Annotated in this window: 18 protein-coding genes; 8 read left to right on the top strand and 10 right to left on the bottom strand. The window is 51.0% G+C overall.

Annotated features, from left to right (window positions below; translation table 11 throughout):
- The first annotated feature begins 111 nt into the window (after window positions 1–111).
- On the top strand, window positions 112–1356 hold the full coding sequence (locus P2W70_RS09405) for an MFS transporter (RefSeq protein ID WP_276481191.1): 1245 nt from the start codon (window positions 112–114) through the stop codon (window positions 1354–1356).
- A 47-nt stretch (window positions 1357–1403) separates the two neighbouring features.
- On the top strand, window positions 1404–2360 hold the full coding sequence (locus tag P2W70_RS09400) for a class I SAM-dependent methyltransferase (RefSeq protein WP_276481190.1): 957 nt from the start codon (window positions 1404–1406) through the stop codon (window positions 2358–2360).
- Between the two features lie 125 nt (window positions 2361–2485).
- On the opposite strand, the gene P2W70_RS09395 is transcribed toward P2W70_RS09400, so the two are convergent.
- The gene (locus tag P2W70_RS09395; RefSeq protein WP_276481189.1) at window positions 2486–4015 is read right to left on the bottom strand and encodes a M28 family peptidase; all 1530 of its coding nucleotides are present in this window, start codon (window positions 4013–4015) and stop codon (window positions 2486–2488) included.
- A gap of 184 nt (window positions 4016–4199) precedes the next feature.
- Window positions 4200–6092, bottom strand: coding sequence for an ABC-F family ATP-binding cassette domain-containing protein (locus P2W70_RS09390; RefSeq protein WP_276481188.1), 1893 nt, complete (start codon window positions 6090–6092; stop codon window positions 4200–4202).
- 320 nt (window positions 6093–6412) lie between these two features.
- Between P2W70_RS09390 and P2W70_RS09385 the strand changes: the two genes are divergently transcribed.
- Together P2W70_RS09385 and P2W70_RS09380 are read left to right on the top strand one after the other, a co-directional pair.
- Window positions 6413–7672, top strand: a complete 1260-nt coding sequence (locus P2W70_RS09385; protein ID WP_276481187.1) for a sensor histidine kinase — start codon at window positions 6413–6415, stop codon at window positions 7670–7672.
- Window positions 7673–7744: 72 nt separating this feature from the next.
- Window positions 7745–8377 carry an NnrU family protein gene (locus P2W70_RS09380; protein WP_276481186.1) on the top strand — a complete coding sequence of 211 codons (633 nt, stop codon included), beginning with the start codon at window positions 7745–7747 and terminating at the stop codon, window positions 8375–8377.
- Between the two features lie 20 nt (window positions 8378–8397).
- Here P2W70_RS09380 and P2W70_RS09375 read toward each other — a convergent pair whose 3' ends face one another.
- From P2W70_RS09375 to P2W70_RS09365, 3 genes are read right to left on the bottom strand one after another with little or no spacing between them, the layout of a single operon-like run.
- Window positions 8398–8706 (bottom strand): rhodanese-like domain-containing protein, encoded by a 309-nt coding sequence (locus P2W70_RS09375; RefSeq protein ID WP_276481185.1) that lies wholly within the window; start codon window positions 8704–8706, stop codon window positions 8398–8400.
- Between the two features lie 17 nt (window positions 8707–8723).
- On the bottom strand, window positions 8724–9545 hold the full coding sequence (locus P2W70_RS09370) for a PASTA domain-containing protein (RefSeq protein WP_276481184.1): 822 nt from the start codon (window positions 9543–9545) through the stop codon (window positions 8724–8726).
- A gap of 32 nt (window positions 9546–9577) precedes the next feature.
- Window positions 9578–10579 (bottom strand): D-alanine--D-alanine ligase, encoded by a 1002-nt coding sequence (locus P2W70_RS09365; RefSeq protein WP_276481183.1) that lies wholly within the window; start codon window positions 10577–10579, stop codon window positions 9578–9580.
- Window positions 10580–10866: 287 nt separating this feature from the next.
- Between P2W70_RS09365 and P2W70_RS09360 the strand changes: the two genes are divergently transcribed.
- Window positions 10867–11397, top strand: a complete 531-nt coding sequence (locus tag P2W70_RS09360; RefSeq protein ID WP_276481182.1) for a hypothetical protein — start codon at window positions 10867–10869, stop codon at window positions 11395–11397.
- Window positions 11398–11408: 11 nt separating this feature from the next.
- Here P2W70_RS09360 and P2W70_RS09355 read toward each other — a convergent pair whose 3' ends face one another.
- From P2W70_RS09355 to P2W70_RS09345, 3 genes are all read right to left on the bottom strand, one after another.
- A complete protein-coding gene (locus P2W70_RS09355; protein ID WP_276481181.1) occupies window positions 11409–11930 on the bottom strand; it encodes a hypothetical protein in 522 nt (173 codons plus the stop codon).
- Between the two features lie 26 nt (window positions 11931–11956).
- Window positions 11957–12361, bottom strand: coding sequence for a hypothetical protein (locus P2W70_RS09350; RefSeq protein ID WP_276481180.1), 405 nt, complete (start codon window positions 12359–12361; stop codon window positions 11957–11959).
- 457 nt (window positions 12362–12818) lie between these two features.
- Complete coding sequence (locus tag P2W70_RS09345; RefSeq protein ID WP_276481179.1) at window positions 12819–13166, bottom strand: 4Fe-4S dicluster domain-containing protein; 348 nt, start codon at window positions 13164–13166, stop codon at window positions 12819–12821.
- 60 nt (window positions 13167–13226) lie between these two features.
- Between P2W70_RS09345 and P2W70_RS09340 the strand changes: the two genes are divergently transcribed.
- A complete protein-coding gene (locus P2W70_RS09340; RefSeq protein WP_276481178.1) occupies window positions 13227–14225 on the top strand; it encodes an acyl-CoA reductase in 999 nt (332 codons plus the stop codon).
- 304 nt (window positions 14226–14529) lie between these two features.
- On the top strand, window positions 14530–16029 hold the full coding sequence (locus tag P2W70_RS09335; protein ID WP_276481177.1) for a trypsin-like peptidase domain-containing protein: 1500 nt from the start codon (window positions 14530–14532) through the stop codon (window positions 16027–16029).
- Window positions 16030–16104: 75 nt separating this feature from the next.
- On the opposite strand, the gene P2W70_RS09330 is transcribed toward P2W70_RS09335, so the two are convergent.
- Window positions 16105–17379, bottom strand: coding sequence for an alpha-amylase family glycosyl hydrolase (locus tag P2W70_RS09330; RefSeq protein ID WP_276481176.1), 1275 nt, complete (start codon window positions 17377–17379; stop codon window positions 16105–16107).
- An 87-nt stretch (window positions 17380–17466) separates the two neighbouring features.
- Between P2W70_RS09330 and P2W70_RS09325 the strand changes: the two genes are divergently transcribed.
- Window positions 17467–18696, top strand: a complete 1230-nt coding sequence (locus P2W70_RS09325) for a 4-hydroxy-3-methylbut-2-enyl diphosphate reductase (protein ID WP_276481175.1) — start codon at window positions 17467–17469, stop codon at window positions 18694–18696.
- Window positions 18697–18816: 120 nt separating this feature from the next.
- On the opposite strand, the gene P2W70_RS09320 is transcribed toward P2W70_RS09325, so the two are convergent.
- Complete coding sequence (locus P2W70_RS09320; protein WP_276481174.1) at window positions 18817–21054, bottom strand: DUF4954 family protein; 2238 nt, start codon at window positions 21052–21054, stop codon at window positions 18817–18819.
- Between the last annotated feature and the right edge of the window lie 63 nt (window positions 21055–21117).

The following is a 21117-nucleotide window of genomic DNA, read 5'->3' as shown; positions in this document are numbered from 1 at the left end:
GGGACATAGAGCGCGCCAGGCAGTGTAGCCCGGCGGTCGCCGGTCACTTTTACAGCATTCTCCTGGCAGCGAGCCACTGCCATTCCTTATTTTTGCCAGGAAGTATACGCCATGTTTGCCAACGCCTTGTCCCTTTACAGAAATGCCTATAGCGGCCTCTCCTCCCCCACCTGGTGGCTCTCGCTGATCATGCTGATCAACCGGAGCGGCACGATGGTGCTGCCCTTCATGACCATTTACCTCATCAGCCCCGAAGTAGGATACAGTATCGGTCAGGCCGGTATCGTGATGGGTCTTTTTGGCCTGGGTGCCGTTGCAGGTGGATACCTTGGCGGCTGGCTCACCGACAAGATCGGGTTCTCGCGCATACAGTTCATGGCCCTGATCGGTGGCGGTGTACTTTTTATGATACTGGGCCAGATGCATTCTTTTTCGGGCATCTGTATCATGAGCTTTTTGCTCAGCATGGTCAATGAATCCTTTCGACCGGCCAACGCAGCAGCCATTGCCTACTATAGCACCCCGGAGAACCGTACGCGATCTTTCTCTCTTAACCGGCTCGCCATTAACCTGGGCTGGGCCGTAGGAAGCGCTGCCGGTGGTCTTATTGCCGCTTATCGATACGAACTGCTGTTCTGGGTAGATGGTTGTACCAATATCGCCGCGGGCATCCTGATGCTGTTTCTGCTGCCTCCGGCCAGGCAACGGGCGCCTGCTGCGGCCATCAACGCTACGCCTGTAGATACTACGCAAACAGCCTATCGCGATAAAATATTCCTGTGGTTCCTGCTGTTCACCACGATCTTCGCCGGCTGCTTCTTCCAGGTATTCAACAATCTCTCTGCCTACTTCAAAAACGTTCTTCATTTTTCGGAACAGTACATCGGTATGCTCAATGCCATCAATGGGCTGCTCATCACCCTGGTAGAGATGGTACTCGTGTTCAAGCTGGAGGGACGGCACAACAAGCTGTATTATATCACCCTGGGCGTATTGCTCTGTGGTCTCGCTTACTGTATGCTCAATGTCTTTCACATGAATGCGGGGCTCACGATCGTCATGATCGTCATCATCACCTTTGGGGAGATGCTCTCTATGCCTTTCATGAACTCGTACTGGATCGCGCGCAGCGCGCACCACAATCGTGGTCAGTATGCCGGCTTGTTTACGATTGCCTGGTCGGTTGCGCAGGCCATCGGTCCCTTCCTGGGTTCGCAGGTAGCCGACCGGGCTGGCTGGACGACGCTGTGGTGGACGGTCAGTGGTCTCTTCTTTATTAGCAGCCTGGGCTTTTACATCATGTATCGCCGCGACCATGCCCGACGCGTACTGACATCCGCCACGCACCAGCTTTAGTCAGTCTTCACTTCCCGCACTAATACCAGTTACTGTATCTTTGGCGCATGTCGACCGAAAAAATGGAGATGTTCAGGAACCGGCTTACCAAGGTGTATAAGCATATCGGCAAACAGGCACGCCGCCAGGGCATTACCTGCTATCGCGTGTACGATCACGACCTGCCCGAATTTCCTTTTTGCATCGAGATCTATGAAGAGAATATTTACCTCGCAGAATACAAACGCCGCCATTCGCTCACGGAAGAAGAGCATGAACAATGGCTGGAAGACTGTATCCAGGTGATCAGCGAGATTCTGGAGATGCCATCGGATAATGTATACATCAAGCAACGGCAACGCAAGGCAGGTCGCCTCGGTCAGTATCAACGGGTAGCTACCGAAGGTGTTTTCTTTGAAGCTAAAGAGGCGGGGCTCACGTTTAAAGTCAACCTCTCCGATTACCTCGATACCGGATTATTTCTTGACCACCGCATTACCCGCGGCATGGTGCGGGAAGAATCTGCCGGTAAGCGCGTACTGAACCTGTTTTGTTATACCGCTTCCTTCTCGGTATATGCAGCGGCAGGTGGCGCGTCGGAAGTGACCTCTGTCGACCTCTCCAAAACTTATCTCAAGTGGGGCGAAGAGAATATGCAGCTCAACGAAATGTACGATCCGCAAAAGCATGTTTATGAACATGCCGATGTAAAGCAATACCTCGATACGCTGAAACCCGGATCTTTTGACCTGGTAGTGATGGACCCGCCTACCTTCAGCAACAGTAAGCGCATGCTCGACTTTCTCGACATTCAACGCGACCATGTGGAGCTCATCAATAAGACCCTGCACGCCATGACGGCCGGTGGTATCCTGTACTTCAGTACCAATTACCGCAAATTCGTGATCGATCAGGAGAATATTCAATCAACTTCTATCCGCGATATCACCAAAGCCACTACCCCCTTCGACTTCCAGGGGAAGCTGCACCGGCAATGTTTTAAAATTGTGAAAGCAGGCAACTAGGCGGACGAAAGGCAACGAGGCAGCCAGGCATCGAGGCAACGAGTTATAAAGGATTATAAACGACAACGGGTGTATCTCTTGATACACCCGCTGTCGTTTATAATGAAGCATTGTACTTCAAAAGATTATCTACCAGGCACGTTCAAGGGAATGTCACGCTTCAGCATGTCGTTCCGGTTGGCCATTTCCCAGGCAGTGTAGAATACGAGCTTGGCACGTTTGGCCATCTGCACGTAATCGATCTTGTCGGGGGTATCGGTAGGACGGTGATAATCCGCGTGCGTTCCGTTGAAATAGAAAATGATGGGAACACCCTTGCGCGCGAAGTTGTAGTGGTCGCTGCGATAGTAGATACGCTCTTTGTCGTTGGGATCATTGAATTTATAATCCAGTTCGAGCTTGGTGTATTTCTTGTTCGCTGCTTCGCTGATGATACGCAGGTCGGAGCTGAGCTTGTCGTCACCTACTACATATACATAGTTGGTAGAGTCGCCGATCTTACGGGTAGGATCGATACGACCGATCATGTCGATGTTGAGGTCGACCGTCGTCTTATCGAGCGGAAAGATAGGATGCTCTGAATAGTATTCAGAACCCCACAGGCCTTTCTCTTCACCAGATACCGTCATGAACACGATCGTACGGCGGGGACCTTTACCAGCGGCTTTCGCCTTGATAAATGCTTCTGCCAGTTCGAGAATGGTCACGGTACCGGAGCCATCATCATCTGCACCATAATGGATCTGACCGGCAGCGTTCACGCCCACGTGATCGTAGTGAGCCGTCAGGAATACGTACTCATCTTTCTTGTCGGTTCCTTCCAGTACACCTACCACGTTGGAGCTTTCCAGCTTGGTAATCACTTTTTGGAAATCGATCGCGATGTTGGCTGCGTATGCTTTTGCTTGTGGGTTGCCGGCCTTCATGGCTTCCTGCGCGGGGGCGAAATCAGCACCGAGGATCGACTGCGCTACCTGCTCGGATACCGCGTATACGTTGGGATAAATCGTCTTTCTGAAACCGTTGATGTATTGGTAACCCCGGGTAGAACCAGCTTTGCGGGGGAAACCGGGCTGCACCTGCAATACGGCAACAGCGCCGTTCTTGAAGGCTGCTTCCAGTACGGGCGACATGCCACCTCGACGGGGAGCTGCAGCGGGCTGTCCGGCGGCAGGTGGTGCACCAGCCAATACCAGTACTACTTTACCTTTCGCATCGATGCCTTTGTAATCATCGCGGTTGGCATCGCTGATACCGTATCCTACAAATACGACTTCGCTGGCCATGAGCGAGGACGAAGAAGAGCCGCCCAGGTTAGCGGTGAAGTCGGTATAAGGCTGAAACTTTTTACCGTTGATCTCGATAGAAGCGGAACCCAGTGAATCCTGGTATACCGGGTACGACTGTTGCCAGGCGCCATTGTTGCCGGGTGTAAGTCCTACCTGTTTGAAATAATTCTCGATGTAAGTGGCAGCCTTGCGCTGTCCTTCTGTAGCTGTCTCGCGACCCTGCATCTCAGCGCCCGCTACGATGTAGAGGTGCTTCTTCAGGTCTTCCGCCGTAATGGTATTGGCGAAGGGAGTAGGGTTGACTGCTTTCTGGGCCATCATTCCCAGTGGAGCTGCCAAAGCCATAACCAGGCATAGTTTTCTCATGAAAAATTGTATTTATATGATTTTAGGATGTCAAAAGTAAGGCAAGGGACCTTGTTTCTATTGCCATTGGTGGAAAAAGCTGATGGCTACAAACGGTTGGCTGGCGACTGCAAGTGGCAATCGCGGCCAGGATCTATTCCGGCAGACGTGTAAGGTCTGCGATGCCATGCATGAACAAGCGCTTTTACCCTTCTATTTCACTGAGTTCGAGCCAGCGCAGCTCTTTTTCGTCGAGCAGGTTGGTAATTTCACCAATCCGGTTGGCAGCTTGCTGCAACTCTTCGAAGGGCAGGTTACCGCTGTTGAGCTTTTCGGATAGCGTTGCCTTTTCTTTCTCCAGGTTGGCGATCTCTTGTTGCAGCGTTTCAAACTCACGCTTCTCCTTGAAGGAAAATTTCTTTTTTTCGACAGGCTTACTGGTAGCTTCTGCCAGTGCAGGAGCTGCCTGCTCCTGTTTTGCGGTAACCGCTACGGGTTTCGTTTCTTTTTCCTTTTCCGCGATGCGGTACAGTGTATAGTTGCCGGGGAAGTCGTTAATCACGCCATCGCCTTCGAATACGAAGAGGTGATCGACCAGGCGGTCCATGAAGTACCGGTCGTGCGATACGATCAGGAGACAGCCCTGGAACTCACTGAGGAAATTTTCCAGGATGGCCAGGGTCGGCAGATCGAGGTCATTGGTGGGCTCATCGAGCACCAGGAAGTTGGGATTGCGGAACAGTATTGATAGCAAATGCAGGCGGCGTTTTTCGCCACCGCTCAGTTTGGAGATATAGGTATATTGCTGTTCTGCCGGGAAAAGGAACAGTTCGAGGAACTGCGAGGCACTCAAAGATCCGCCACTGGCCAGCGGGAAGCTTTCGGCAATATTCTTCACGTACTCGATCAGGCGCATGTCTTCTTTGATGTGCAGGCCCTGCTGCGAATAGTTGCCGAAGATGACCGTTTCGCCCACATTGATCTTGCCGCTGTCGGGCTGCTCGATGCCCTGCAGGATATTGATGAAGGTAGATTTGCCGACACCGTTCTTTCCGACCACGCCTACCCGCTCTCCCTTTTTGAAGGTGTAGTCGAATCCCTGCATGATCTTCTTGTCACCGAAACTCTTGTACACTTTTTTCAGCTCGATGATCTTACCACCGAGTCGGCTCATCTTTACATCGAGCTGTAATTGGCTGTCTTCGATGCGTTGTTTGGCTTTAGCCTCTACCACATAGAAGGCATCCTGCCTGCTCTTGGATTTGGTGGTACGTGCTTTGGGTTGTTTACGCATCCACTCCAGTTCGCGGCGATAGCTATTCCGGGCTTTATCGATCGAAGCTGACTCGCTTTCCATGCGGGCAGCTTTCTTCTCCAGGTAATTTTCGTATTTGCCTTTGTACACCACCAGGCTGCTGCGGTCCATCTCCCAGATCTCTTCACAAACGTTGTCGAGGAAATAGCGGTCGTGTGTCACCAGCAACAGGGTAACATGTTGCTGGTTGAGGTAATATTCCAGCCACTCGACCATTTCCACATCGAGGTGGTTGGTCGGTTCGTCCATGATCAGCAATACGTGCTTGTGTTCGAAACCGATATCGATGAGGGTTTTGGCGAGGGCTACGCGTTTGCGCTGACCGCCCGATAAGGTGCCGGTGGGCTGGTTGAGGTGGTGGATATTGAGCTTGCCGAGAATTTGCTTCACCTTGGCATCGAAGTCCCAGGCGCCCAGTTCATCCATACGAACGATGGCATCACTGATCTGCTCGGGCGTACCATCTTCCCCCACCGCTTCATAGGCTTTGATGGCATTGATGATGGGGTGGTTGTGCTGAAAGATATTATCGAGTACCGACAGGTGTTCTTTGAATACAGGTTCCTGGTCGAAGAGGGCTACCGTTACTTCCTTATTGATCCACACTTTACCGCTTTCAGCGGTCTCCGTACCCGCCAGGATCTTGAGCAGGGTCGATTTACCGCTGCCATTCCTGGCTACCAGGGCGATCTTGTCGCCTTCTTCGATGTGGAATGAAATGTTCTCAAAAAGCGGCTTTACACCGAATGACTTGGATAATCCCTCTACAGAAACGTAATGCATGGCGCAAAGATAGTAAATGGGAAGCCAAGGACCAGCTCCATAAAACAGGAGCAGTAGCGGGATGTTTGACCGTTGAAATGGCCTATAAAGGAATGAGTTGCTGAAAGGGTGGGGCCAAACTGGCCATTCGAATAAATACAGAGTTCCGACAGTCTGTGATCAAATTGTAAACTAATCACCACCTTGTTCCGCAACCGATTGCGGGATTGACGTGGCACGGGCCGGTGGTGAACTTATGATCAGAAATTTTAGTATGAAATCGATGATCGGTATGGAATACAAGATATTTTTTCGCAATATTGCAGATATAGCCTGTTGTTATGAAAAATCCACTGCCCTCCTCTGTAAAACTCTCCATCACGTTTCTCATTTTCGGCACGGCCTGGATATTGTTTTCCGATTCAATAGCCTGGTCGCTGAGCGATCATGTGCCCGATACTTACTACAATATACAACGCTACAAAGGCATTCTCTTCGTCACACTGGCTTCCCTGCTCATCTATTTCGTCAGCCGCCGTCTATATGAAAGTATCGAGAAATCACGCCGGCAACAGGAAGAGATACTAGAGCGCTATCAACTACTGGGCATGGCTACCAATGATGCCGTATGGGATTACAATATCGAAACGAAACAATGTTATACCAACCGCACCCTGCAGGAATTGTTTGGCTACACGGCCGACGAGCTGCAGGACAACTATACCTGGTGGACCAACAACCTGCATCCTGAAGACAAAGACCGCGTACTGGATACCATCGATGCCAAACTCGATATGGGAGGTACCGTGTGGCAGGATGAATACCGCTTCCGCTGCAAGAACGGTGATTTCAAGACCATCTTCGACCGGGGCTTTATCATGCGCAACAAGGCCGGACAGCCTTACCGCCTCATTGGCGCCATGCAGGACGTTACCGAGCAACGTATTTTACAAGAAACGCTGATCGAAGCGCAGAGCCATCATAAAGATGTATTGGCCAGAAGCGTGCTACAGGCCGAGGAAGCCGAGCGCAAGAAACTGGGTGAAGAACTCCACGACAACATCAACCAGCTATTGGGGGTGGTAAAGCTGTATATTCAACATGCGTTGATGAACGCAGCGGTACGAGAAGAACTGTTGCATAAATGTTCCAGTTATATCACACAGACCATCGAGGAGATCAGGAGCTTATCCCGTTCGTTGTTGCCTCCGTCGCTCAACGAGCAAGGATTCATGGAAAGTCTTTACCAGTTGGTGGAAGATATTGGTCATGCCAGGGATATGGAGATCCACGTCCGTCATGCCGGTTTCGATGAATCGAAAGTGGCGGATAACCGCCGGCTGGTCCTGTACCGGATCATCCAGGAGCAACTGAACAATGTACTCAAGCATTCGCAGGCAGAAGAGGTCGTCATTGAATTGAAGCCCAGTGGTGCTCACACGCAGCTGACCATCCGCGACAATGGAGTTGGTTTCAACGTAGCTGATGTACGCCCGGGTATGGGCCTCAACAATATCCGCAACCGCATCGAAGTATTCAATGGTGAAATGGAGATCGATTCCGCACCGGGCAATGGTTGCAGCCTGCGTGTGAAAGTGTGAAGGGGCCTGCAGAGGCGTTCCTTGAAAACGATAAGCCGGCCGGGCACAACAATTGGTGATCATAGCATATTCATGTTGCCACTACCTCCATATGGTTTCCTGGTCATCTTGTGGGCCTTGTTTGGCATCACCCACAGCCTGTTTGCGGCACTTTGGTGGAAGCGCCGTATGCAAACCTTGCTGGGCAGGCACTATCCTTACTATCGTCTCTCCTACTCGCTTTTCTCCTTAGCCTTATTAATCGTCATTATCGTTTATGAATTGGGCCTGCCCGCCAACTGGCTATGGCAACCCAGTCTGGGGGCCCAAATGGTCGCGGCTATCCCGGCTATCACTGGACTGCTGATCATGGGGTATTGTATTCGCCGGTATTTCTTCTACCTGAGCGGTATCGATGTATTGCTACCGGCACGGCCGTCTGTCGGCGGACTGGAAACAGGAGGGCTGCACCGTTTTGTACGGCATCCTTTGTATTTCGGCACCTTGCTGACCGTGTGGAGTTGCTGGTTCATCTGGCCGAGGCTTGCCTACGGTATCAGTTGTGTGATGATCACTGTGTATACGGTGATCGGTACGGTATGGGAAGAGCGTAAACTGGTGAAGGAGTTTGGCGCTGCGTATGTAGCTTACCAGCAGCGGGTGCCCATGTTATTGCCTGTAAGAAAAAGGTCCTTTGCCCGGAGGGACAAAGGACCGTCAGTATAGTTGTTCCGATGTATTAAAGCTTACCGGCCGTATACGGATTCCCAGTTCATCATACCACCTACGAGGTTCTTGGTATTCTTGAAACCGAGCATGTCGAGTATCTGGGCTGCCTGACCGCTGCGGTTGCCGCTGCGACAATATACAATCACTTCTTCTTCTTTGAGCCCTTCGAGCTCGTCTACCTGCATGGTCTGTATCTTACCAAGGGGATACAGTGTTCCGCCGATATTGAAATCAGCATGTTCATGAGGTTCGCGTACATCGACGAGGTTCAGCGATTCACCGGCATCAATACGTGCTTTTACTTCTTCTGCTGTGATGTTTTGCATATGCTTACGATTAATTGTTATTCTGGTTGCTCTGGCTGTGGTGAAGGGATGTTGGTGGTATCGCGTACGGGCTTTTCTGCCTGCAGCCATACGTCGATGAACTGGCCGGGGCGGATCATACCATACCGTCCGTCGGGCAACACTGCGTCGGGTTTTTGGTTGAAGATATAAGCGTTGGCACTGTCAACTACACTACCGCTGAATACGCGGGCTCCGAGACCGAGGTGATACGATTCGAGGAACACTCGCGCTTCTGCCAGTGTTTTACCAAAGAGATCGGGTACGGGCAATGCTTCGGAACCAAGGCCACTGCCCAGTACCAGCGAAACATCGCTGCCCATGGGTAAGCGGGTACCCGGTTTGATGCTTTTGCCTTTGAACTGTTGTTCGAGTACGGAGTTCCGGCCGAAGTCGGGTTTATAGGAAGTATCGCCGAGGCGGAGGTTGTATTGTTTCAGGGCCAGTTCGGCGCTGCGGAAGGAAAGACCGACCAGGTTGGGCATCTCTACTTCTGGCGCTACGGCCCGGTTGATGGTCAGGTATACGGTACGGTTCACCTTCACGATCTCTTCCCCATCGGGAAACTGGCGCAGTACCGACATCGGTTTGGCCGTATCGTTGTAGATAGAATCCTGTATCTGTACGTCGAACCCTTCTGCTTCCAGTACCTTCTTCGCGTCTTCATACGATTTGCCGGTCACGGAGGGAATGATCAGGGTAGCGCCGTGACGGGTCATCAGGTTGAGGGATTGCAGGAACAGGAACAACAGGATAAGCACCAGCAGCACCGCGAAAAGGATGTTCTGCCATAAAGGTCGACGGGTGATGAATTTGAACACGTTGTTGTATTTCGATTTAGAATGTTGGCATTTTATTTCCGCTTACCCCTATCCAGTGCGTCTTCGATGAGCGAAGTGTAGAAGTCTTTGAGCGACCATCCCATCACTTTCACCTGCTGGGGTACAATGCTGGCTTCGCTTTGGCCAGGAACCGTATTGATCTCGAGCATGTAGGGTGCGTCTTTGGCTTCGTTGTAAATGAAATCGATCCGCACCACGCCACGACAGTTCAGGATCTCATACACTTTACGGGCTGTTTTGCGAATGATATCCGCTTTGTGCTCGTCGATCTGTGCCGGTGTCGTTTCAGTGCTCTTACCCTGGTATTTGGCTTCAAAGTCAAAGAATTCCTTGTCAGCATCAGCAGCTACCTCCGTAATGGGCAGCACGATGATGCCTTCGAGGGTCCGGAACACGCCGACCGTAAACTCACGTCCGGCGATGAACTCTTCTACCAGGATCTGGTCATCTTCGTTGAAGGCTTTCTCCAAGGCGGCTGCCAGGTCATCTGCCTTGCTCACTTTGCTCATACCGATGCTCGATCCACCGTTGTTGGGCTTCACGAATACCGGCAGGCTCACCTGTTTCAAAATATCGGCCGGGCTGATGGGGCTATGCTTAAAAATATGCAAAGATTTGGCCACGTGGATGCCACCGAAAGCAGCCACCGCTACGGTATAGCGCTTGTTGAAGGTGATGGCCGAGGTAGCGGCATCGCAGGAGGTGTAAGGCAGACCGAGAAGGTCGAAATAACCTTGCAGCTTGCCGTCTTCGCCGGGGGTTCCGTGAATACCAATCAGTACGGCATCGAAGGTCACTTTACGACCGTCGGCGGCGATGGAAAAGTCGCTGCGGTCTACCGGGATCTTGCGACCGGTAGAAGTTTCGTACCACCAGCCATCGGTGGTGACATCTATCTTAAAAACTTCGTATTTATCGGTATCGATGTTGTTTTCAATGGTCACCGCGCTTTTATAGGAGATCACGGCTTCTGAGGAGTATCCCCCGGTTACAAAGGCAATAACAGGCTTCATTGCTTGATTTGGAATTTTCAGCAAATAAACGAAAAAAGCAGTGGGGATGGTATAATTGTTTCGGAGGGCATTGATAACCTGCGGCTTCAGTGGCGCCAACGACCTGCCATCCTTCGACGAGGCTTGGGTCGAGTGCGCTTTAACCTGCATGGATGAGGCCAGGTTGGTGCATGGGTGGCGGAAGGATGACAAGGGTGCAAAAAAGAGCCTTCAGGCTTAAAAAAAGCTGCTTTCCGCCCATCCAGACATACTTATTTTTCGTAATTTAAGGGCTATTGAGTGCTACCATGGCCAAATTCGACGGCATACCAACTTTTGTGGGCAGTGAAGGCCCTGTTTGCATCTACCAGATGTACGGTCGCTATTTTATGCGTACGCGGAGCTCGCTGACCGGTGAGCGGGTGAAGAAAGACCCGGCTTTCCGCAAAACGATGGCCTATGCGGGGTTGCTGGCCCAGGCTTCGAAGATCGGCTCGACGGTGTATGCCCTTGTGCCGGCTGAGCGGCGTAAGCATACCCTGTACCGCAAACTGACCGGCGAAGCTATGACCTGGCTGAAATACCAATGGGCGGCGCAGGACATCGTTGAATACCTTACGCGGCAGTATGCGGGCAATACACCTCCCCCACCCGAAGGACGGGTTACCGTATTGCGCGCACGTTACCGGCCTCCCCGGCCGGGCTTGCGGCGTACCCTGTTGGAGATTGCGAAAGCACCGAAGACCAGGCGCATTCCTCGCGCCCTGCAGAAATGGCGGGAGCGGGATAAGGAATTGCGACGGAGCGCGCGGGAGAGCGCATGGAGCGGAGGATCATGACTATCCAACTTCTATTTACGTTTCTTTAGTTCTGCCAGCCGCGCTTTCGCCAGCTCATGGTTCGGCGATTCCCTGTCGGGAATATTTCGGTAATAGTTGGAATCCGGAACATCCGATCGATCAACTACTTTTTTCAGTAAGTTATCCTTTGATTGAAGGACCGCTTTCAAAAAAATTATGTTATCCGTGTCTTCAAAAATCCTCTTCCGAAGAGAAAAATCGCGGTCAGAACCTATCCATGGATAATCAAGATCCAATCGATAATTGAATAAAAAAGAAGGCAATGGTTGTCCGGCCTGATAACGATTCACCGAATCCAGGAAAACCGGAAACAAATTAGTAGCTCCGGGTATTTCGACAGTTCCGCTCCACGCGATTGAAGGCGTATCCAAGTCGGGAAACTTAACCCTTGATCTATCCTTGCCATCAGCACACCCGACCAGCAAGACACACTCCACGATCAGCAGAAAGGCCGCCACTATCTTGAATAGGCTGCTTCCTGGAGATCGTATGGGCAAGCTTTTTTCATTCATTTACGGAGGATTTATTTGAATAATAATCACACGGTCTTCACACCTGGCCACTCCAGGCTATTGGCAATAGAGGCACCCAATACCGGAATGACGAATTGGTTGTTTTGTATATGCCGGTACCAGGCATCCGGTATCACGACGCCGCTCTTCTCGATATAATCGCCCAGGTCATCGAGCCAGAGCCATACACCATCCGTACGATAGCAAATGGATCCCGTCTTCACCATACCGGTTACGGGATGCGGATAGTGACGCCTGCTGGAGGAGGCCAGCGCATACCCACTGCGTATATATTTCAGTAAGCGTGGTTTTTCGTAACCCGCATTCAGTTCGGGCTGTACAAAGTCCCAGACCGAAGGGTACTGTTCGTATCCCTTTCCATACTCCCGCCATACGCCAAACCATTTATGGGGCCATTCGTGGTTATTCATATAAAGGCGTTGAAGCAGGAAATAAGCAACAATGATTGGGAAGGGCTGGCAGCGAGGAGGCTGGCCGGTAGCGGTCAGGTTTCAATAGCAGTAAGGATCGCATTTTCACGAGGCAATCTTAGTTTGGTTAACGGGTTCGGGAAAGGCAACGCCTATGCGCTTTTCCTTTCGCTAAATAAACGCGAAACGACCAAACTTGCAACCCCAAAGCCATATCTGTGCAAAAAGAGCCGATAGGTGTGTCGATTCAGCTGGTAAGTGAGTAAACGAAACATCCGGACAGGCGTAAAAATCGGAATGGTGAAGGACGATTGTCGCTTCACCATTCTACAACGGGAAATATCACCCGCCTGCTTTAAGTAGTACTTAGACTACATTCACTATTTGAATACTGTTAAGTTACAACTTTCAGGCAACTCATTCCAAATTTTGGAAGGCCTGTTTTTGCACACTTGTATTAAACGTGCAATTTGGCTTTTTTAGCCATCAGCTCATCCACCGTTTCCTGGTACATCTCATCGGGTACACAGCAATCCACCGGACAGACGGCCGCACACTGGGGCTCTTCATGAAAGCCCTGGCACTCTGTGCATTTATTGGGAGTAATATAGTATGTATCAACGCTTACCGGTGCCAGGCGCTCTTCAGCATCCACGACTGTACCATCCAGCAGGGTAAATGAACCTTTGATGTTGGTACCATCCGTAATAGCCCATTCCACACCACCTTCATAGATGGCATTATTGGGACATTCCGGCTCACAAGCACCGCAATTAATACATTCCTCAGTTATCTTAATTGACATATATTCCTTGAATTTTAATGGATCGAATACAGTTATTTTGCACCACAAATATAAGCTGTAATGAATTTACAACAACGGATAGATTTAATGACGCGATTGGGTAGCTATATTTTATCGACTGACAATCAATGGACGGCGACCAAGGAACGTGCCTCCCGGGAAAATGGCTGGTTTACCCCGGCATTCATCGACCTGGCCGCCAACGGCATTGCACAATCCTGGCTCAACCCCGCTGCCCTGCAGGCCTGGGCCTCACAATACAACGTACCCGACACACAAGCCCATCCAAAAAACATCGGGATCGTGATGGCCGGTAATATCCCCCTCGTGGGGTTTCATGACCTGCTCGCCGTGTTCATCAGCGGTCACCGTCAAACCATCAAACCCTCGTCTAAAGACGATACCCTGCTGAAGCACCTGGTAAGCCAGCTCCATGCCTGGGAACCGGCCACGCAGGCGCTCATTACTTTTCAGCCCATGCTGAAGGGTTGCGACGCCTACATCGCTACGGGTAGCAATAATTCAGCCCGCTACTTCGATTACTATTTCGCCAAATATCCGCACATCATCCGTCGCAATCGCACGTCGGTTGCCATTCTCGACGGCAACGAAACCGTAGAAGAACTGGCCCTGCTGGCCGATGACGTGTACCAGTATTTCGGACTGGGCTGCCGCAACGTGACCAAGCTTTATGTACCCGAAGGATACGATTTTGTGCCGCTGCTCGAGACCTTCAAGAAATATGAAGCCCTCGCCGATCACCACAAATACAAAAACAACTACGACTACCAATTGGCCATCCTGATACTAAACAAGCAGTATTACATGACCAATGGCAGTATCATCCTGCACGAAGACGCGTCGCCCTTCTCACCAATCAGCCAGCTGCACTATTCGTTTTATACCGATTTGTCAGCGGTGACCGACGCTTTGACCGGCAATGATGACATACAGTGCATCGTTGGAAAAAAATGGTTGCCCTTCGGTCAGGCCCAACAACCCTCCCTGACCGATTATGCGGATGGTGTCGACACGATGCAATTCCTCGTTGGCCTGTAACCTGGGTCCCGACTCAGTTTGCTTTAATGTGCTGGTTTACTTTCTTTACCGATAACAATGACTTACAGAAGCGGCTCAATAGCCGCTTTTTTTATTTTTCCGGGCAGTTTTGTGCGCGCTAACTGGCTGAGTTTCCGCCTTTTTGTGTTAAATTTGGTCAACGAAGTACGAAGACTTTAGTAAATTAATTGTTAAACCATTGTTGCCTCGTGAGCCTTATTGATTCTGTGCTGTTATTTTGTTGTGAGCAGGCATACAATTTGAAACCGTATATTTTTACAGCAATTATAAAATATCATCTCATATGAAGTTTACCCAAATAGCAGGCATTGTGATACTCAGCGCTGCTACTTCTTTTGCTACCATGTGGGGCTATCAGAAGTACGGCAAGTCGGGCACATACGTTTACCAGAACGATAACAATGATAGCGGTAAGATCCCGGCCAACTATGCCGATTTTAAAGGATTAACCAACGCACCGGCAGATTTCACGCCGGCAGCCAATGCGGCCATTCCCGCCACCGTACACATCAAAACAAAAGCAACCCGCACGGCCAGCAACAACCTGCCGCGCAGAAGTCCTTTCGGCGATCTGTTTGATATGGATCTCGATGATTTCTTCGGTGATCGTTCCCGTTCTGTGCCGCAGATGGCCTCTGGTTCCGGTGCCATTATCAGCGAAGACGGTTATATCGTCACCAACAACCACGTAGTGGAAGGTGCCGACGAGATCAATGTAACCCTCAATAACAAGAAATCATTCAAGGCCAAGCTTGTAGCCGCCGACCCCAGCAGTGACCTCGCTGTGATCAAAGTGGAGGCAAAAGGTCTTCCTTTCCTCATCTATGGCAACTCCGATGAAGTGAAGGTAGGACAGTGGGTACTGGCAGTAGGTTATCCCCTGACACTCGAAACCACCGTTACCGCTGGTATCGTCAGTGCAAAAGGACGTACCCTCGATATCAATAGCCGCCAGAGCCGTACACCGGTGGAGTCGTTCATTCAGACCGACGCCGCCGTGAACCCCGGCAACAGTGGTGGTCCGTTGATTACCACTGATGGTAAACTGATCGGTATCAACTCCGCCATTGCTTCGCCCACGGGCGCTTACGCTGGCTACTCCTTCACCATTCCCGTCAACATCGTTAAGAAGATCGTTGCCGACCTGATGAAGCATGGTACCGTACAAAGAGCTTACCTCGGCATCGAATATCCCCGTGAGAACCTGAGCGACGAAGTGAAGGAACAAAACGGTATCAAGGATGGTGAAGGTGTATTTGTACTGAATGCACGCACCGAAGGTGCTGCCGCCGCTGCGGGTATCAAGAAAGGTGATATCATCACCAAGATCAATGGCGTCCCTGTAGTGAGCGGTGCCGACATGGTTGGCCAGATCGCTACTTTCCGCCCTGGCGATAAGATCAGCCTGACCTACCGTCGTGATGGTAAAGAGTCGACCACCAACGTAACCCTGCGCAATGAAACCGGCTCTACCGATATCGTACGCACCTCGGCCCTCGACAAACTGGGCGCTCAACTCGAGTCGCTGACCAAAGAGCAAGCCAAGGAATTGGGCGTGAACGGTGGCGTAGTGATCAAAGGGATCAGTGGCAAAGGCGCCCTCGCCCGTGTACGTGTACAGGAAGGATATGTGATCCTGAAAGCGGATGGCAAGGAAGTGAAAACAGTGGATGACTTACGAAAAATACTGGATGGCGCTTCCGGCAATGTGAAAGTGGAAGGGATGTATCCCGGTTACGAAGGTATCTATCCCATCGTCATTCCCATGGGAGCCAGCAATTAATACAACGCTTCTCCAAAAGCAAAAGCGGAACTCGTACGGGTTCCGCTTTTTTTATAGGCTACTACGCTGCCGATCTTACTGGTCATTGAGCACCAGGTATTCCCAGGGCTGCAATTCGATCGTTTGGCGCAGTGCCAGCGAATAGGTTTTGTGATCGAAGATGTTGATGAAGATGCCGGTGGCCCGTTCGTCCATCAACTGCAGGGAAATGGGTTGCGCAGTAAAATTGAGCAATACCACTAACCGGCGTTGCTCGTATTGACGCATGAAAAAGAATACCTTGTCAGGTTCTGTCGATGACAGGAGTATTGGCTGCGTGTCTTTGGAAGTATTGATGGCCGGATGCTGCTTGCGCAGGCGGTTGAGCGTTTGGTAAAAGCTGTGCAACTGAAAGGTGCCCGTCCATTCAATGGGGTCCTTATCGAAGAATTTCAGTCGCTTCAGGTTGGGTAACTCCTGTCCGCTATAAATGAGCGGTATGCCAAACCAGGTAGCATTGAAGACGGCCAGGGGCCGCACGGCGCCGTCGTACTTCTCATACTCGGTGCCATTCCAGCTGTTCTCGTCGTGGTTGGCCGTAAAGAACAGGGGGCAGGTGCCGGAAGGATATTGCTGGCGATAGAGCCCCAGCAGATCGACCAGCGCTTGCAGGGTCAGTTGTCCTTTGCTGAACTTCTCGGTATGGTGCATCCAGCGCCAGGCATAGCAGGTATCGAACACATCAAGGTAAGGAATATCTTCTGTCTCAGCCAGCCAAAACAAGGTCTTGACCTGGTCGAGCGCCGTACGCGCCTGCCGCCAGAAATCGAGCGGTACCAGGTGGGCCATATCGCAACGGAAACCATCGATATTACATTCCTTCACCCAAAAGATCATGGCATCGATCATCGCCTGCCGCATGGGCTGATCGTAATAGTTGAGGTCGATCACATCATCCCAGCCGTGGGTATCGTAGAATTTACCGTCGATGTCTTTCTTGAAATATTCTGGATGGGTCTTTGTCCAAACATGATCGAGCCCGGTATGGTTGGCCACCCAATCGACGATCACCTTCATACCGGCCTCATGGGCTTGCTGCACCAGTTGTTTGAAGTCGGCCACGGTGCCAAACTCTGCATTGGTGGTGGTGTAATCGGAACAGGCATAATAACTACCCATGGTGCCCTTGCGGCCTGCCACACTGATCGGGGTAATGGGCATGAACCACAATACCTCCACCCCCATATCGGCCAGGCGGGGCAGGTGCTGTGCAAAAGCCTGAAAGGTCCCTTCGGTTGTATATTGGCGGATATTGACTTCGTAAATATTCGTATCAGTGCTCCAGGCTATCGGTGTAAATCGTCTTAGCATAGGTCGTTATGGATTGGAAACGATACGAATATAGCTCCATCCAGCCGTAAATGGTGCATTCAGCAGCAAGTTTGTACCTTTGCTCCGATGAAATCTTTTAATGTTCCACTCCTGTATCGCAGTCCGCTGATCAATGCCATCAAGGCCACACGCAAGGCGGCCGATAAGATGAAAAAGGACTTCACGCCTACCCTGCTTGACCTGGGGCCGCTGCACATTTACCTGGCACGGCATTTTGGGTTTTGCTACGGGGTGGAGAATGCAATTGAAATTTCATTCCGCACCATAGAAGAGAATCCCGGTAAACGTATTTTCCTGTTGAGTGAAATGATCCACAACCCACAGGTCAATGCCGACCTGCAACAACGCGGTGTTCAATTTCTGCAGGATACCTATGGCCAACAACTGATCCCTTTCGAAACGCTGACGCCCGAAGATGTGGTCATCATTCCCGCTTTTGGTACCACCCTCGAAATAGAAGCCAAACTGAACAGCTTTGGCATACCGACGGAGAAATACAATACCACCTGCCCCTTCGTGGAAAAGGTCTGGAACCGCAGCGAACAGATCGCCAAAAAGGGATACACCATCGTCATTCATGGCAAACCCAAACATGAAGAGACCCGTGCCACCTTCTCGCATGCTTCGGAGAATGCCCCCTCGATCGTCGTCAATGATATCCAGGAAGCGATGCTGCTGGCTCAATACCTGACCGGAGAACAGGAACCCGACAGCTTTTACTCCACTTTCGCAGGGCGCTATTCACCCGGCTTCGATGTTACGCAACACCTGCAGCGCATCGGTGTGGTGAACCAGACCACGCAGCTGGCCACCGACACGCAGGCCATTGCCGACTACCTCAAGCAAACCATGCGGCAACATTATGCACTGACGGATGCCAACATCGGCGACCGCTTTGCCGATACCCGCGATACCTTGTGTTATGCCACCAATGACAACCAAACGTCCATCACACATATGCTGCAAACACCGGCCGACCTGGCCATTGTGGTGGGTGGCTACAACTCTTCGAACACGACTCACCTGGTAGAACTGTGCGAAGCTCAACTACCGACCTATTTTATCAATTCGGAAGATAAACTCAACTCCGCCACCGACGTACTCCATTATGACTATCATACGAAGCAGGAACTGCTGACGGCCAATTACCTGCCTGCAAAGGAGCCCCTTCGGGTACTGATCACCAGTGGCGCTTCCTGTCCCGATGCCATTGTAGAAGGGGTAATCCGGAAACTGGCGGGCTTTTATGGGGTGAGTGAAAAGGTAGAGGATCTGACACGCAGCTTTGAATCATAAACCCGCCATGGCCGGCCCACACCTATCGCGGAATAAACACGGTAACACCACTCTATAATAGCAAAGGCCTCGCGGATTGGATCTGCGAGGCCTTTACCATTATTAATAGTTCTGTGGTTGTTATGCGGGCTGTGCTTCCTGGTTCAATTTCCACCGGCGGATCAGCGTCTGGATGGTTTGCTTATAGGTTTCCAACGCTTCCTGTTCCTGCAGGATGAAGGCATTGTCTTCCAGCTTGCCGACCACCTTGTTCATTTCCGCTTTGGATTGGTACACCATCTGCCTGAATTCGTTGCGGTAGTCTTTGGCACGCGATTCATAGATACCTTTCACCATCCATTCTTTGGTCGCGATGCTATCTTTCAATAGTTGCTTCAGAACAGACCGGTTGGCTTTTCTGAGATTGATCCCATACACCTGTTTAAACGCCGCAACAGCATGATCCAATTTTTGCGTAATGTACCTGTTCGCTTCCGCCTCATAAAACGCATGCACCGCTGTCCAGCTCGTAACAGTTCCCCGACGGATACGATTCAGCATGTGGTCGAGGGCATCGCGGGCAATCAACTGCCCCCCGACATTGACCCATGGTTTCACAACGGTCTTCACTGACAGTAAATTCTGGAAACCTTCATAGGTAAGCTTTCGGACACCTTTGGTTTCACAGTTAATGATTTGCTGCACCAGGTTGTAACTGATCAGTTCTTTAAAGATCCGGTAAGCGGCAGGTACTTTCACCAATACCATCGGCCGCGTGCTGTTTTCAAATCCTTCCGCACGGATCTCCAGTTCACTGACTATGGGGTCATCACTATCCAGTAGTTTTTTGCCGATAACTTTCACCTCGTCAGTCGTCAGCTTTTTATGGTTGCCTTCCCGCTTCAACCAGGCCTTACCGGTGAACAGCTGCAAAAGGTCGAGCGCATGCAGGATATCATTGACCGAATCCGGCGCCAGGAAATCGAACTCGATATCCTGCACCTTTTCGATTCGCTTATCGCGGTCAACATATTTCCAGGAGTTGCGTGCCAATGCATACATATTGTACATAAACCAATAGGCTGGCATCACCACCAACCGGTTATTAGTAACGTCATTGCTGACGAGACTAAAAGGAATGGGAATATCCAGTTCGGCTGGAAAATCGCCCTTGGCCAGGATGGTGAAGGTCGCAAACCGGGAGTTGTGTTTAATGCTCACACAAAGCCCCGGCCAGAATCCCCGGCCGGCGATCAACTCGCCATCGGGGCTGCGTGAATTGTGGTTGGAACCAATGGTGGCACCAGCGGCCATATTGCTTTGCCCTTGTACCAGTGCAGCACAGAGGAATGAGTTGTTGTGGTGCTGCTCGTGCGCGGGAAAGATCAACGAGTTCAATACCTCGCAACAGGATATGGTGGAGTTATCGCCCAGGTAACTGTTGATCAGGCGGGCACCATACTTTAACTGCGAATGCGAGGCCAGGAAGAAACGGACTGCCTTTACCCCATAGAACAACCGGCAGCCATAGCCTACAATACCATTTACCAGTTCGCAGCCCTCGCCTACCTGTGTGGGCGCTTCGGCCGACGATTTAATGGTTACATTCTTGATCTTATTGGCGCCTTTGATGTAAGCATCGGTACCCACGATCACATCCTTCACGATACGGCAATTCTTGATGACCGTACGATCGCCGATGGTCCCGTAGTAACCGCGGCTGGTATCGAATTGGTGCTGGGTAAACTCCTTGAATTTCTCCTGCAACACATTGTCATCGCGAAACTGTGTCCACAGCCAGGCATCACCTGGTTGCATGCCATCGAATGGGATGATCTTGCGGCCACCGTTCTCATTGCACACTTCCAGCCAGATGCGGATGTTCTCCTGCTCGCCATCCTTCAATATGCCGTTACCAAATTTGGCATGATCGGTGGCATCGATCTCGTTGATGTTGACGAGGATCACTTCGCTGCCGATGATATAATGCGATATGAAATTGACATTGTCGACCACCACGTTGTCGCCGAAATCGCAGCTGATGATGGTACTGTTGTACAACCCTACCGGCCTGCGCAGGTTGTGAAACTCCAGGTAAAAGGGTTCCAGCTTTCCGATTCGTACCAGGCCAAAGAACTTACAGTTCTGCACCAGTTCGGGATTGAAAGCATTTGACACCAGGAGATGGTTCCAGTTGTCGGATGTATTGCGGTTGCGCACCAACACCTCGATCTCGTAAGCCGTCAGGTGACGGTACTGAATGCCGTTCTTATTTTGACGGTTTCGGAGGTAATACTCATCTTTCCCTTTGGGCACATACTCTGCTGGAATGAAATGATAACCCAGTGTATTCAACGGGCTTTTCTTAATGACATTCATTGGTGGACGTTGTTAAAAGTGATCAACTACACAGGATCATTGACTGTAATCGGCTAAGCGGAC

It is taken from the genome of Paraflavitalea pollutisoli, assembly GCF_029360705.1.
Classification (GTDB): Bacteria; Bacteroidota; Bacteroidia; order Chitinophagales; family Chitinophagaceae; genus Paraflavitalea; species Paraflavitalea pollutisoli.
This window is presented reverse-complemented; position numbering and strand designations above follow the sequence as displayed.